The organism is Rubripirellula lacrimiformis (assembly GCF_007741535.1).
In the GTDB taxonomy this organism is placed as follows: Bacteria; Planctomycetota; Planctomycetia; order Pirellulales; family Pirellulaceae; genus Rubripirellula; species Rubripirellula lacrimiformis.
In genome coordinates, this window is the sequence record NZ_CP036525.1 from 7,570,610 (window position 1) to 7,585,098 (window position 14,489).

A 14,489-nucleotide genomic window follows, 5' to 3' on the forward strand; every position below is an offset into this window, starting at 1 on the left:
AAATGGAACTTCGATCAGTCGCTTTAGGTATCATGGGTCTGGCTTGTTTCCAGTCGCCACCACTGCGTTGATTGGGTGACGGTGGTCCCCCCAAGGACGACAGGCCCATCAACGCACAATCCTGCCAACCTCATTCACTCCCTCCGCCCTAGTAAGTCCATCGATGAACTCTTTGAATCGTCGCCGATTTTTGGCTACCACTTCCGCCACCATCGTCGCTAGCTCGATTGCACGAAGCGCCTTCGCTGCACCATCCGACAAGTTCCAACTGGGAATCCAGTTGTATTCGCTGCGTGGGTTCGATACCGACACGGCGCTCAAGCACGCAGCCGAGCTTGGTTTTTCGCAGGTGGAGTTTTACGGGGGCATGCTCGGCACGGACGCCAGCGACGAAGTCATTACGGCGACTCGCGAAAAGGTCGCGAACCTGGGCATGACCATTTCGGCTCACGGAGTGAACAAGTTCACGAAGAACGCAGAGGAGAACCGCAAAATCTTCGAGTTCGCAAAGAAGCTTGGCGTGAAGGCGCTGACGGCGGATCCAGACCCCGATTCGCTGGACAGCTTGGATGATCTGGTCAAAGAGTTCGACATTCGAATTGCGATCCACAATCACGGACCTCGCCATCGCTACAACAAGGCCATGGACGTCCTGCAAGTGATCGATGGGCGTGACGAACGAATCGGCGCATGTGCAGACCTGGGGCACTACATTCGTTCGGGCCAACAGGCGACCGAGGTCATTCGATTGTTCAAGGGACGCCTGTATGGGATCCACTTGAAAGACTTTGCGGAGATGAAGGACAAGACCGAAGGCGTGATCCTTGGAAAGGGACACCTGGATGTGAAGGGTGTTTTTGACGCATTGCGAATGGTCGACTTCCCATCCGACGGTGCGATCTCGCTGGAGTACGAAGAGAACCCGAAAGATCCGATCGAAGAAATTCGACAATGCGTCCGCGTGTCCAAGGCAGCGATGGGCTAGGGCAGCAGCGTCAATGTGATGCGCCGCACGTCCATGACGGAGTCCCCAGGAATATCGGTCGCTCGCAGCGTCAGTGGTCCCACGCCGGCGGGCAAGTCCATCTGACCGAGTGCCAGCGTGCGGAATTCCTTCATCTGACTTTCCGCAGGCGGACGCGGCAGCGTGTCTTGGTGGGTGTACAACGGCGGGTCCCAACCGGGTGTGACCTTGCCGGACAAACGAGCGTCTTGAAAACTCAATTCGATCGTGGCCCCGACATCGGCCAGTTTGCAGGTGTAGTCCATGGCGACTTCATAGCGCCCGGCGGTGTGGACATCTAGCAACCACACCATCGCATCCTGTTCGCTGGTCCAATCGACAAAGTACGAACAATTCGGTGCACGACTGCTGCGTTGCACTGATCCGCTGGGGTCACCGTCGCGGGCTGGCAACATCGTGATCGGAAACTCGCGATAGCCGACCGGTATTGGACGCTGGTCAACGGCATTCCTGTCATTCTTTGCACCTCGGACGACTGCCGGTTTGCCAAACATCTCGTGACGCCATGACTTCACCGATTCAGCCAGTTCCGTGGCCAGTGTCGGTCGTTGATCGTTGATGGGCTTGGTTTGCCCGGGGTCGGCGACCATGTCAAAAAGTTTGCCTTGGTGGTCTAGCCGATGGGTTTGCGTCCGCACGCTGACCTTGCCGCCCCAAGTCGAGAATTGCTGATGCGTCAAAAACGCCTCTCGCTGAGCCGAATCGAGGTTCCGCTGCATCAGCAACGATGTCAGGTCGCGTCCGTCCAGTGGCTTTTCACCGACGCGATCCACACCAGCCAGCGCGGTCAGTGTTGGCAGCAGATCGATCGCGCCGCTGATTTGCGTGACCGTGTGTTCGCGGGGCAGTTTCCCTGGCCAACGGATGTAGCAAACCGATCGCACGCCGCCTTCGTCGGTGCTGCCCTTGCGGCCCTTCATTCCGCCGGTCCAGCGATGGCTGTTGGGGCCATTGTCCGAAAAGTACACGACGATCGTATTGTCATCGATGCCATGGTCGCGGAGCTTTTCTAGCACGCGGCCAACATTCATGTCCTGATTTTCGACCATCGCAAGTGCACAGCGAGTGTGGTCATCGAGTTCGGCTTTTGCGTCCGTCGCGGTTTGCTGGATCGACAGGTCTTTGAATCGCTTCCAGTATTCTTCTGGTACCGTCCATGGCGAGTGCGGAGTGCTAAACGGTACGTAACAAAGAAACGGCTGGTCCTTGTTTCGATCGATGAAGTCGATGGCACGATCGGTGCAAACGTCCACGATGTACCCCTCTGTCCGAATCATGCGGCCGTTGTGCTCCAGTGGCGCATCGAAATACTCGCCCCAGTGTCCAGACGTGTGCCCAAAATATTCGTCGAAGCCACGTGCCATGGGATGGTACGGCCACTGGCTACCGTTGTGCCACTTTCCAAACGCACCGGTGGCGTAGCCGGCGGCCTGGAAGGCGTCCGAAATGGTGTTCTCATCGATGTCCAGCCGTTCCTGTCCCGTCGAAACGCCACGCACGCCGCCCCGCGGGTGATAGCGTCCGGTCAAGAATTCCGCGCGAGTGGGTGCACAGACCGGGCACACGTAAAAACGATCCATGGAAACACCCTGCTGGGCGATCGAATCAATGTTGGGCGTCGAAATTTGAAGGTTGCCCGACTGGCTGTAGTCTCCCCAACCAGCGTCATCGGCCAGGAAGATGACCAAGTTCGGCTGCTGAGAACATGCCGGACGGCACACCGCCAAGCAGAAGATGGACAACAACAAGCTGCATGCGTAACGTTTCATCGGAAGCATTCTTTTCAATCGATAGGTTTCACAGATCAGTCCGCAGAATCGCCAAGGACAGAGCGGCAAACGAGGTGTCCGATCCCGAGCAGGTCCTGCAGGTATCCCATTGGGGCCAAGTCCCAATGCGATCTGATCAGTCTACTATTTCGAATCGGATCCATTGAACATCAGCACCAATTCACCGCTGAATTCAGAGGCACGAAGGGCATCTACCATACCTGTTATCTCGCCGTTCGGTCGCCCTGGGCCGGTGTCCCCTCCGATCTGCAGTGCTGCCACGACGGACCTGAGCGGCCACAGCAACCGGAAACCACCTCAATGCATGGGAAAGAAAGCTACATCCGCCTGGGCTTCCCCATTGGTTGCACTCCGGCAAAATCGTGGACGATACCGATTCGACAACCGTGCTAAGCTGTGCCGCGACTGTCCGATGATGCACCGACGACGGCGCGATACCGTTGTCGACGAATCGATGCCGGCGCTGGTCCACCGCTCCTTTCAAACACCAGCCCCTTCAAGGAATATTCCAGCGTGACGATCGCCATCGCTTTTTCTTGGGCTGTCGTTTTGATCGTAGCGATCCAGACTGTCTTTTCGCTGTTCTTTGTGTGGATGATGTCGCGTCGATCGCGACGGACGAATTCGTCATTCACTCCGCACGCCGCGATCATCCTTTGTCTTCGCGGGGTTGATCCGTTTTTAGGGCAAACCGTCCGCTGCTTGCTGGACCAAGATTATCCGGACTACCAGTTGCAAGTTGTCGTTGACCATGCCGAGGACCCGTCTGCGGCGGTTCTGCGTGATTTTGAATCGGACGATCGAATGCGGGTCAGTGTTTTGAAGGATCCGCCCGATACCTGCAGCCTGAAATGCAGTGCCATCGTCCAGGCCATCGGAGACCTTGATTCGTCCATCGAGATCATCGCGTTGTGCGACGCCGACTCGGTTCCCGCGCCCACTTGGTTGGCCGATCTTGCGGCGCCACTTCAGAACCCGGACGTGGCCGTCACGACCGGCAATCGCTGGTACCACCCCCAGGATCCTACCGCCGCTTCGCTGGTCCGCTACCTATGGAATATCCCGGCCGCGATCAACATGATCGTGTTCCGGATCGCTTGGGGCGGAAGCCTAGCCATTCGTCGCTGCGTGATCGACGAGGCTGGTTTGTTGGACAAGTGGTCGCACGCATTTTGCGAAGACACGATGCTGGACCGAGTGGTCCGTCGACACGGGTACCGACAGGTCTTTGTCCCCAACGTCATGGTCGTCAATCGCGAAACATGCACCTTCGGTGACCTGATGAACTGGGTGCCGCGACAACTGTTGACGGCGAAGCTGTATCATCCCAGTTGGCCGGCAACCGTCGGCTACGGAATCCTATCGTCGGCCATTCCGTTCGTGGCGGCCGTCGTGGCCGTGGTGGGTTGGTTCCGATCGGACTTCGATTCGGTGGCCGCCGCCGGCATTGCATTGGTTGCGTTTGAAATTGCCAACACCGTTTTGGTGTTGATGTGCGAACGCAGCTTTCAAAGAAATGCATTGAACGACGATTGCGAATCGGATGGGCTATCGCTGGGGACGTGCGTGAAACTGCCGATCTGGATCGTGGTCAGCCAAATCATCTCGCCCATTTGGTTCTGCAAGTGCTTCTTCACGACGAAAGTGAAGTGGCGTGGCATCGCCTACCAAATTCGTGGCGGCAAGATCCAACGGGGGCCACATGCCCCCTACTGCGATCCGGGCACGCAATCTCGCTCTCTTTGATCGTCTGCGTCTCGTTATCGCCGAAGCCCATCCAACCGGCAACTTTGCCGATTAGGCAGTTGAATCGGCAGACAACGATGCTGCTGGCATATCCGAGGTGTAACTCCGATAAACGTTAAGGTCCGACATCCTTAGAGCATGCATCCAACGGCACCGCGAACCACGAATGCGTACTTTCAGATCCGGCAAATCGAATCACCTGGCGACCACGTTGACGTTGGTCGTGATGGCGATTGCCGGTACGCCAGGGTGCCAAATCCCCCGTCCAAGCCGACTGTGGCAACCGAAAAATCAGTCGTCGGATTGGGTGGACCATTCGCCCGCCGATGGTCGTGACGATCCCGCCCAGTTCGCGGCGGACCAGGCATCATCCATCGCCACGGTTTCGCATCAAGAAACGTCGGTTCAGCGATCGCCGCCCACGGCAGATGAATTCGACCAATTGGCGGCGTGGCATTTGTCGCTGGACGAAGCGATCCAATTGGCTCTTTCGGGCAGCTCGGTCATCCGCGACCATGGCGGTCGCGTGCTGGCGTATCCCGATATGGTGCGTACCACGCTGGACCCCGCCTTGCTGCGGAGCGATCCGAACCTTGGCATCGACGCGTCATTGTCGGCCTTCGATTCGCAGATCCAATCCGGGTTTGTATGGAACGGGGATGGCAACTCCGTCAATTCGGCGTTTTCGACAGGTCAATTCGGCGTCTTTTCACAGCCCGAGACGCTGGCGAATTTAGGGATTGGCCGCATCTTGCATTCCGGCACCGAAGTATCGGTCGGGGCCATCGGCGGATACGACCAAACGCTTGCCGGCGGACTCTACGCTGCCTACGGGGCAGAGGTGCGGCATCCGTTGATGCGAGGATCGGGCCGAGAGATCAATGACATCGCGGGCCCGATGGCGAAACCAGGTCTCTACCGAGGTGTCCGCATCGCCCAGATCGATCACCAGCAGGCCAGACTGGAAGTGGAACTGGCGGTATCCGAATTGGTCCGGGATGTATCGGTCGTCTACTGGGAACTGTTTTTCGCCTATCAGAATTTGGCTGCCAAGAAAGCGGCCTATGAAAACGCGCGTCAGGCTTGGCAACTGGAAAAGCAACGCGTCGATGAAATGGTCAGCCCTCCCGACGCAGAAGCTTTGGCGAGGCAACAGTTCTTTTCCGCCGAGGCCGCTGTCCGCAACGCGATCTGCGGTACCGCTGCGGGACAAACCGGCGTCTACAACGTCGAACTAAAACTGCGAACGTTGATGGCGCTGCCCGCTTGCGACGACCGGCTGATCCAACCCATCGGACCGCCGCTGCGAGCACCGCTGCGTTTCAATTGGCAGGAAAGCGACTCGCTAGCCCAAGGAAACCGCATCGAGGTTCGCAAACAACAGGCGGTCATCAACAAGCGAATCCTTGAAATCAAGGCGGCCAAAAACTTCCAACGCCCCCAGCTAGATTTCATTGGTCAATACCGACGATTGGCCGACGACCCGACCAACGACACCGAACTGTTCGGCAGTGCGTTGCAAGGTTGGCAGGTAGGGGTCGACTATAGCCGCCCCGTGATGAACCGACGCGAAAACGCAGCGGTCCGACATGCCCAACTGCAACTGCAGCGAGAGCGGGCGATCGCCGCAGAACAACGTCGACAGATTTCAGCCCAGCTTCGAACCACATTCATCGATCTGGATCGCGCCTACGGAACGATGCATTCGATGCAGCAGAGTCGTGATGCATCGCTGATTCGATTGACAGCCCAATCGCAACGCCATGCCGAGGGCGAAGTTCCAGTGGAAGATGTGCTGGAGGCTCAGATCCGAGCCACCAAAGCCGAAACGGAATCCCAACGCAGCTTGGTCGATTACAACTTGGCGTTCATCAAAGTGCATCACGCGCGAGGCACCTTGCTGCAAGCGATGGGCGTCGGTTTCAGCGAGCCAACGATCGACGAATGTCGTTTCTCGCTAAACTCCGCATCGGTGTTCTCCCAGCGGGAGAACCTGGACAACAACGTGACGGGGACTCGAATCGCCAGCCCGTCGGCGACTCAGAAATCGAGCACGCTGCGATAACGATGCGCCGATCCCCGGAGAAAGAGATCTATCCCGCTTTTTGCGTTTAGCGGAGCGTTTTGACGGTCGGGATGATCCGGGCCAACGTCGTGCGTTTGACTTCGCCGACGACCACTGGGGATTCGGATTCGAATTCGGCACCGATCACTTCGGTCTGCACCCCATCGTCGATGCCGACACGAACCGGGACAGCACGCACCTTGCCGTTTTCGGAGGGCACCCAAACGTAGGCATTGTCGCCTTGAGTTGGCGGGTTGGATTCGTCGCTCGATGAGGCCGCATCGCGGGCGACGGAATGTTCCATTTGCTCGGACCCGGGCCACCACTGCAATGCGCCGGTCGGCACCACCCACGCTTTTTCGTGCTTGATGATTTCGAACTCGACGTCCGTCGTCATGTGCGGCAACAGATTCAGCTGCGTTGGGTTGATCGCCACGATCACGTCGTAGGTCACGAAGTTGCCGTGCATTCGGGCGTTCAGCAGTATTTCTTTCACACGTCCTGTCATCACCTGGTCGCGATGGGCATCGACCGTAAACGTGACGCTTTGGCCTAGTTTGACTTTCCCGATGTCGCTCTCGCTGACCGACGCCCGGATTCGCATCTGGTCCAAGTCTTCGGCCAACAGGAACAGTCCGGGATGCCCGACGCTGACGTATTGCCCCAAGTTGGCTCGTCGATCGATGACGATGCCGTCGATTGGCGAGCGGATGTTTGTATTTTCCAGACTGACCTTGGCATGATGAACTTCCGCGTCGGCTTGATCCAGTTTGGCCTTTCCAACGGCCAGCAGTGCCGTCGCCATTTCGTTGGCGGTGACGATTTCGTCGTAGACGCTTTGCGAGTTCGTCGATCGCAGACGGTTTGCACGATCAAGATTTCGCTGGGCCTGCAAAGATTGAGCTTCCAGGCGAACCAAGTCGGCCGCGGCCAATCGGTGGGCGGCAACGGCCCGCTGTAGCCCGATCTCGTATTGCTGGGTATCCAGTTGGAATAGCACGGTGCCTTTGGCGACTCGTGAACCGACACCAATCGATTTGTCGGGATCGCGGGTATCGACGCCGAAGCTGACGATCTTTCCGGCGACATCGGGACCAACTTGAACGATCTCGTTGGGTTCGATGGTCCCGGTGGTGCCCACGGTGATGACCAGGTCACGACGCTCGACGTTGACCGTACGCAGTTCGGGCAATTCGTTGCGTTGACTGAACAACCGGACGGCAATCACCGCTGAGAGCAGGCAGCCGGCAGCGACCAGACCAATCATCAGCCGCGAAAATGTCGATCGTGTTTTGACGGGGCGACTCAAGCGGCCAATCCTTGCCTAGGTGCGGTAATCATTCGTCTATCAACGATTTTCACCACGCAATCGGCGGCAAAGAAGTATCGATCATCATGGGCAAAGGTTGCCACATGAAGACAGGAAGAGCCACTGAACCTTTGCCCGTCATTCGTATGCGTGACCGACGTGCAGTGCCTATTCCTGGTCGCATTCGACCGCAGGTACGGCGAAACACCAGCGTCCCACGGTTTAGCAAAGCACGCCTAACAGTCCAATAGCATTCCCGATTTTGGCGATTCTCGATTCTCGATTCTCGGTTCTCGGTTCTCGGGTTCTGGGTTCGGGGGGGGGGGGAGGCGAATCGAGTCAGTGGAGGCAACTGGCGCAGGGATGGGACGGCTGCGGGGAAGGGGGCAAAGTTGACCTTGGCCCGGTGTTCGCGTAGGTTGCTGCCGGTCTTCCCGAATCGAATCGCCACACTCGGCTTTGCTTCCCAATGCTTCTTCTAATGGCGACGATTGCTTTCTGGGCCCTGTTCGGATTCGCAGCGGTCAACGCACTGTCCACCGCGTTCACGCTGGCCGCCCTGATTTGGCATCGGTCCGAAGAATCGGACGACGGCATGCTGCCCAAGGTGGCCGTGCTGATGTGTCTGCGAGGAGCCGATCCCAACTTGGCCGGTGGATTGCGGAGGCTGATGCATCAGCGATATCCCAACTACGAAATATTCATCGCGGTCGATTCCGAAACCGATCCCGCCTGGGATATCGTCAAGCAAACCATCAGCCCCGAATCGGTTCTCGACGCCACGATTGACCAGCCCGCCGCATGCACAGTCCACGCTTCGACACTTCGCAACCGATTGACGACATGCAGTTTGAAGTGCAGTTCGCTGGTCCAATTGCTGGATGAAATCGACGATTCGTTCGAAGTGGTCGTGCTTGCCGATTCCGATCTGGAAAGCCACTCGTCCTGGCTTCGCGAACTGGTCGCACCGCTGGCCGATCCGACCGTTGGCGCCACCTTTGGGAACCGTTGGTTTCTGCCCACCATCGGATCGATGGGATCTCTGGTACGACAGGTTTGTAACGGGATTGGCGTCGTGACCATGCACTTGGGACAGATCCCGTGGGGCGGGTCCCTGGCCATTCGCGCGTCGGTGGTGAACCAGAGCGGACTTCGTCAAACGTTGGCACGATCGATTGTGGACGATGGCCCCGTCCGGGTCGCGATGAAAAAACAGGGACTGAAACTTCGATTTGTCCCGTCGCTGATGATGGCGAATCGCGAGGACTGTGATCTACGGTTTGCACACAGCTTTCTGACACGGCAGTTGAAGTGGACTAAAACCTACATGGCCGATTGGTGGCCAGCGATGCTGATGTACACGCTTGGGGTGCTAGGCACCTACATCGCGGCGATTGTGCTATCACTGGCGTGCCTCCAGCAGGGGCTGCGCAGCGAAGCCTTTTGGTTTGCGGCTGGGGCGGCGGTTTACAGCGTGACCGTGATGACGTTGTGGCTGCTACTGGACCTGGCCGCACGCAGAATCATTCGCGCCCAAGGCGAATCGACGCCCAACATGCTGGGCCCCCAGTTGTTGAAAGTCCCGGTCGCCATGCTGCTATCGGTCTTCGTCCATATCTCGGCGATGATTCGTGCCACCTTTCTAAGAAGCGTGGTCTGGCGTGGCGTGACCTACGAAGTGCATGGGCCCAGTGACGTCCAGTTGTTGGATGACCGGATGCCCGAGGTGTCATTGGAAACGCCCAATGTGTCTCTGTGAATTTGGGCACGCGGCAAATCGTTAGGCCGTTCGCAGCTCGGCGAGAAGCGACCGGACCGCGTGAATGGCCGGCCGCCATCCGCGAGGACGCCAACCAAATTGCACCGCTCGCAGTAACCCCTGACGGGCAATCCGCCAATCGCCGCCATACAGTGCGCGACCACACAGTGTCACGTACAGTTCCGTCACCAGGTGTTGATCGCAAGGCTGGACCAAGCCGGACGTCAAGGCATCCTGCCAGAACCGATCGACCGCTTCGACGTGTGCGGAATCCGATCCGGTTCTTAGATAGAAGCTGACCTGTTCCACCAACTGCTGCGACGTTCGCGGGGGAACGGTTTCTAGCTGCCGTGCCGCTTCCGCATCATGCTGTTCAATGTAGTGCCACCAAACGGCCAGCCACCAGTTCAGCGTGGCAGCCAGATCGTCGGATTCAGACGTTTCGACTTCGCCAAGGGAAACCCATTCCGGAATCATCGACTGCAAGTCTTCCACGACCAAACCCGCATCCGACGTCCAGTTCGCGAATTGATACAACCAATCATGAACGGTGTGGCGAAAATCCGATTTGGAATACCGAAGGGTTTGCTGTAGTTGGTTGGCGACGGCAGCCACGTTCCCGGTTTGGAACAGATGCCAGCCCAGCCAGATCCCCGAATAGTAACGAACCGACCGCTCGCGGCGTTTCATCGCCCTGGGGACCATTGGATTGGCATAGAACTTATCCAGCACCATCGTGGCATATTTCACCTGGCCCAGACTGTTGCTGCGAATCGTGCTGGCATCGTGGTGCCGATAGCAAAGCGTCGGTTCTCTCTGCCACCGGAACGGACATCCGGCCAGCGACAAACGCAGCATCAAGTCGACGTCTTGCGATTGCCGTAGTTCGGGATCGAACCCGCTGACTTGCTGCAGCCAATGGCGACGAAACAACATGGCCCCCAGCTTGACTGGCTTGAACACCAACCACGTGTTCAGATCCAGTTTGGGGGCGACCTTCCAGGGCTGCACGTCCTGGGCGATCGTGCCGGCCGCGTCGGCAATCTTCCACCCACTGTGGACGGCACCCAACCGTGGATCCGAGTTCAGGATCGCCGCCTGTTGGCAGAACTTACCAGGCAGAAACCAATCATCGGCATCGAGGAAAGCCACATAGTCGCCCGTCGCTTCACTCAACCCGACGTTCCGGGCAACGGCGGATCCAGCATTGGACTGTCGGATGACTTTGATCTGGTCCGAAAACTTCGCAAGCATCGAGGCCGTCCCGTCTGTCGACCCATCATCCACCACGATGATCTCTGTGTTCCGATAGCCCTGATCGAACACACTGGCCAGCGCTCGCTGAATGAATGCGGCATTGTTGAAGGCCGGGATGACGACACTGATCCTGGGCGGCGATGCGCCGGCTAATCTGGAATCGTCCTCGCCGTCGTTAGCCATACTGCAGGAAGTCGCAAAGGAGCGGTCGAAAGTTTTGGTTCAGCAGAAGACACCGAATCGGCGCCGTGGTTCGCCATGCGGTCCGCCAAAGATCACGAACCACTGCCGATGCAGCACCGACGACGATTCACGATACCAGCTGTGACGGGGAAGGCACAGCAGATGAAACAGAAAGCCGATCGGACGATCGCAGCCTGCCCCCATTTCGCAAACGCACCGGTCGGCATGTCAGGCAACTTGCTTGGACACCATCGAAACGCAGACTCCGCGCCACCACGACGCTGGCCGATGGATGGGTGGAAGCCTGCCAGACGGAGTGCTACAAAGACGCGCCCACGACGATCACTGCGGTTCTGGACACATGGGTCAGGGACGCGACAACCTGAGTCGATATTTTCGAAGGCATTGGAATGAACAGAGGTCGGCTGGCGGTGTATGAGTGGAACGCGTGGGAACTGTACGCCATTCGTGAGTGGCGTCCCAATGCGTACCGAATCGGTGCCCTGCCGCACGACGAAGTGGCGGACGTGCTGGATCGCGTCACTCCCGACACGACGGATTTCTTAGTACACCTGAACCTCAGCCGCCAAGCGATGTTCCCGAAACAACGCAGCGAACTATTCGCGGCACTTCGTGAACGAGGAATTCGCATCCTGAATGCCGATGTCTGTGACATCACCAAAAAGCACGTCCAGGCCGAGTGTCAGCGGCTGGGACTTCCATCGACTGCGGCCACCCGCGGCGGAGATCCCGACGAAAAGCTGATCCTGAAATCCGAATGCAACCACGGCGGACTGAAGGAACGGCTGCTGGATTCCGATACGCGTATCCGACTGGGACTGCCGCCCGAATCGGCCGTGCTAGACGGAAACCTGGACTATCCGGTCATGACGCGGTCGGAATTGACGGACCACTGGGACGATGACGGACTTGCCATCGAACGATTGATCGAAAACCGGAAAGGCTTGTACTACCGGGCGTATCTATTGCAGGACCGAATCGTCATCTCTCGATTCGTTCAATCGGACTCTGCCAATCCAGTCCAGCGAATCAAAGGGGCGCGGTCGCGAGACAATTTCCACTATCTCGAATGCTCGCGTCTGGTCCAATCGCCGGATACAGACGACGATCTTTCGCCTCGCCTGAAATCCATCGTTGCATCCTTCGTGGACGGGATTCAACTCGACTTTGGGGCCATGGATGTGGTCGAGGACGACGATGACAACTTTTATGTGATCGACCTCAACATCACGCCTTATTGGGGCAGCCCTGGGCAACCCGAGATGACAGCGTTTCTTCGCGGCGAGTGATATGGTGGAGCGGATCCTTTGCGTCGAAGACGGATCTTTCGATGGACGGTGGGGTGCTATTTCGCGGTCCGGCGAAACGCCCATTCATGTTGCTGATTCAGTTCATCCACTTGAAAATTGACAACTCGCTGATGCCGTCCACCTATCCGCTGACCCACTTCGAAGAGCTGATGCTGCATCAGGACAGCACTTCGCTGCCCACCACCTGCTTTGTCCGCATGCGGTTCCATGGGCGACTTGACGAAGCCGCATTCCGATCGGCAGCACGGGCAACGATCGCACGACACCCGCTGTTGCGTTCGACGGTCCAACAGCAGCGGGGAAGATACCGATGGCAGGTGGAACAACCGACACCTCAAATCACTTGGTGCGAGACGTCCGATTCGGAACGCCCCCAATTCGACCGCCTAGACCTGAAGGTCCAGCATGGACTGAAGTTTGCCGTTCGTTTGAACCAGAGTGATTCCGAATTGATGGTCCAGTTCCATCACGCTTGCTGCGACGGGCTGGCGATCTTTCAGGTCATTCACGAACTGCTGGTGGCCTACACGATGCAGATAGACCAAGACGCCGACTATTCGATTCCGGACGTCGACCAGAGCCTGATGGCAGATCGCGGATCGCTAGGACTGACGACAAGAAGCTTTCTGCGAATCGCATCTCGCCAAACAGTCGGACTGCGTGGGGTATGGCAATTCCTGACTCGAAAACCAGAACACTTGGTGTCCCATCGCGTAGCCGATCCAACGGATCCAACACCACCGACTTTCCCGGCCGTCGTCGCCCACCACTTTGACCAACAAGATTCCACGAAGCTGCGACACGCCGCCAAACGGCAACGGGTAACACAAAACGACCTGTTGATCAGCAACCTATTTCTTGCTCTTTCAGAGTTCCGGCGATCACAGAACGTCACCAACACCAACGGTTGGCTGCGATTGATGATCCCGGTCAGCATGCGGCGGAAACAGCAGTACCAGGCGCCGGCTGCCAACATCGTCAGTTCCGTGTTCCTGGATCGACGAAGCGGCGACATGGATGAACCTGATCAACTGCTGAAAGGCCTCAGCGAGGAAATGAGCCTGATCAAACGACGGCAGTTGAACTACCTGTTCATCTATTCGTTGTGGGCACAAAGATGGGTCCCACGTGGGCTAAAACGAACCGCCAGACCCAAGCGTTGCCAAACGACAGTGGTTTTCACGAACCTGAGTCGCCTGTTTGCACGCAGCCCGTTGCCACGCAGGGAAGGGCGGTTGCAGTGCGGGAACGTCGTGCTTGACGAAGTCGAAGCGATCCCGCCCATCGCCAGACATCTGAATGCGGCGTTCGGAGTCAGTTGGTATGCAAAACGAATGACGATCACCCTGCATCACGACCCCCGAGCGGTTTCGACGCAGGCGGCCGAGGATCTGCTAGACATGGTCGTTCGGCGGATTCGGGAATCGTCCGACCGCGAATCGATGGGCGAAGAAATCCCCGAACGTGGTTAAGAGCCACCTCGGGAAGCAGGCCGGAACCAATCGTTTAACCACGTGGGCAACGCCCCGTGCGTCCCCACAAAACGCGCGGCCCGATAGGCACGCGGTGAAACGACAGCGGCCCCCCCAAGCCCAGATCGTTTAACCACGTGGGCAACGCCCCGTGCGTCCCCACAACAAAACGCGCGGCCCGATGGGCACGCGGTGAAACGAAAAGCAGCCCCCCAAGCCCAATCGTTTAACCGCGTGGGCAACGCCCCGTGCGTCCCCGCAACAAAACGCGCGACCCGACGGGCACGCGGTGAAACGACAAGCAGCCCCCCAAGCCCAGATCGTTTAACCACGTGGGCAACGCCCCGTGCGTCCCCACAGCAAAACGCGCGGACCGATGGGCACACGGTGAACCGACAAGCAGCCCCCCCAAGACCAATCGTTTAACCGCGTGGGCAACGCCCCGTGCGTACCCACAAAACGCGCGGCCCGATGGGCACACGGTGAAACGAAAAGCAGCCCCCCAAGCCCAATCGTTTAACCGCGTGGGCAACGCCCCGTGCGTCCCCACAAC

Annotated in this window: 9 protein-coding genes; 6 read left to right on the forward strand and 3 right to left on the reverse strand. The window is 58.0% G+C overall.

What is annotated here, in order from left to right:
- Positions 1–163 precede the first annotated feature (163 nt).
- Positions 164–985 carry a sugar phosphate isomerase/epimerase family protein gene (locus K227x_RS26340; RefSeq protein ID WP_145175036.1) on the forward strand — a complete coding sequence of 274 codons (822 nt, stop codon included), beginning with the start codon at positions 164–166 and terminating at the stop codon, positions 983–985.
- Here the strand turns inward: K227x_RS26340 and K227x_RS26345 are convergent.
- A complete protein-coding gene (locus K227x_RS26345) occupies positions 982–2,793 on the reverse strand; it encodes an arylsulfatase (RefSeq protein ID WP_145175039.1) in 1,812 nt (603 codons plus the stop codon). The genes K227x_RS26340 and K227x_RS26345 overlap by 4 nt on opposite strands.
- Before the next feature lie 417 nt (positions 2,794–3,210).
- On the opposite strand from K227x_RS26345, the gene K227x_RS26350 reads away from it, so the two are divergent.
- Both K227x_RS26350 and K227x_RS26355 read left to right on the forward strand, forming a co-directional pair.
- Complete coding sequence (locus K227x_RS26350) at positions 3,211–4,560, forward strand: glycosyltransferase (protein WP_246146303.1); 1,350 nt, start codon at positions 3,211–3,213, stop codon at positions 4,558–4,560.
- A gap of 166 nt (positions 4,561–4,726) precedes the next feature.
- Positions 4,727–6,625, forward strand: coding sequence for a TolC family protein (locus K227x_RS26355; RefSeq protein WP_246146304.1), 1,899 nt, complete (start codon positions 4,727–4,729; stop codon positions 6,623–6,625).
- 46 nt (positions 6,626–6,671) lie between these two features.
- On the opposite strand, the gene K227x_RS26360 is transcribed toward K227x_RS26355, so the two are convergent.
- Positions 6,672–7,934 (reverse strand): efflux RND transporter periplasmic adaptor subunit, encoded by a 1,263-nt coding sequence (locus tag K227x_RS26360; protein ID WP_246146305.1) that lies wholly within the window; start codon positions 7,932–7,934, stop codon positions 6,672–6,674.
- Between the two features lie 481 nt (positions 7,935–8,415).
- Here K227x_RS26360 and K227x_RS26365 point away from each other — a divergent pair, with 481 nt between their 5' ends.
- Entirely contained in the window at positions 8,416–9,693 is a 1,278-nt protein-coding gene (locus K227x_RS26365) for a glycosyltransferase (protein WP_246146306.1), read from the forward strand.
- Positions 9,694–9,714: 21 nt separating this feature from the next.
- Here K227x_RS26365 and K227x_RS26370 read toward each other — a convergent pair whose 3' ends face one another.
- Positions 9,715–11,133 carry a glycosyltransferase family 2 protein gene (locus tag K227x_RS26370; RefSeq protein WP_145175045.1) on the reverse strand — a complete coding sequence of 473 codons (1,419 nt, stop codon included), beginning with the start codon at positions 11,131–11,133 and terminating at the stop codon, positions 9,715–9,717.
- Between the two features lie 431 nt (positions 11,134–11,564).
- Here K227x_RS26370 and K227x_RS26375 point away from each other — a divergent pair, with 431 nt between their 5' ends.
- A complete protein-coding gene (locus K227x_RS26375) occupies positions 11,565–12,443 on the forward strand; it encodes a hypothetical protein (RefSeq protein WP_218933555.1) in 879 nt (292 codons plus the stop codon).
- A gap of 86 nt (positions 12,444–12,529) precedes the next feature.
- Positions 12,530–13,936 carry a chromosome condensation protein gene (locus K227x_RS26380; RefSeq protein ID WP_246146307.1) on the forward strand — a complete coding sequence of 469 codons (1,407 nt, stop codon included), beginning with the start codon at positions 12,530–12,532 and terminating at the stop codon, positions 13,934–13,936.
- Positions 13,937–14,489 lie beyond the last annotated feature (553 nt).

Bases quoted from the DNA above. Each gene is read 5' to 3' on its own strand.
- K227x_RS26340 (WP_145175036.1), top strand. From the start codon at position 164: ATGAACTCTTTGAATCGTCGCCGATTTTTGGCTACCACTTCCGCCACC.
- K227x_RS26345 (WP_145175039.1), bottom strand. From the start codon at position 2,793: ATGAAACGTTACGCATGCAGCTTGTTGTTGTCCATCTTCTGCTTGGCG.
- K227x_RS26355 (WP_246146304.1), top strand. From the start codon at position 4,727: ATGCGTACTTTCAGATCCGGCAAATCGAATCACCTGGCGACCACGTTG.
- K227x_RS26365 (WP_246146306.1), top strand. From the start codon at position 8,416: ATGGCGACGATTGCTTTCTGGGCCCTGTTCGGATTCGCAGCGGTCAAC.
- K227x_RS26370 (WP_145175045.1), bottom strand. From the start codon at position 11,133: ATGGCTAACGACGGCGAGGACGATTCCAGATTAGCCGGCGCATCGCCG.
- K227x_RS26380 (WP_246146307.1), top strand. From the start codon at position 12,530: ATGTTGCTGATTCAGTTCATCCACTTGAAAATTGACAACTCGCTGATG.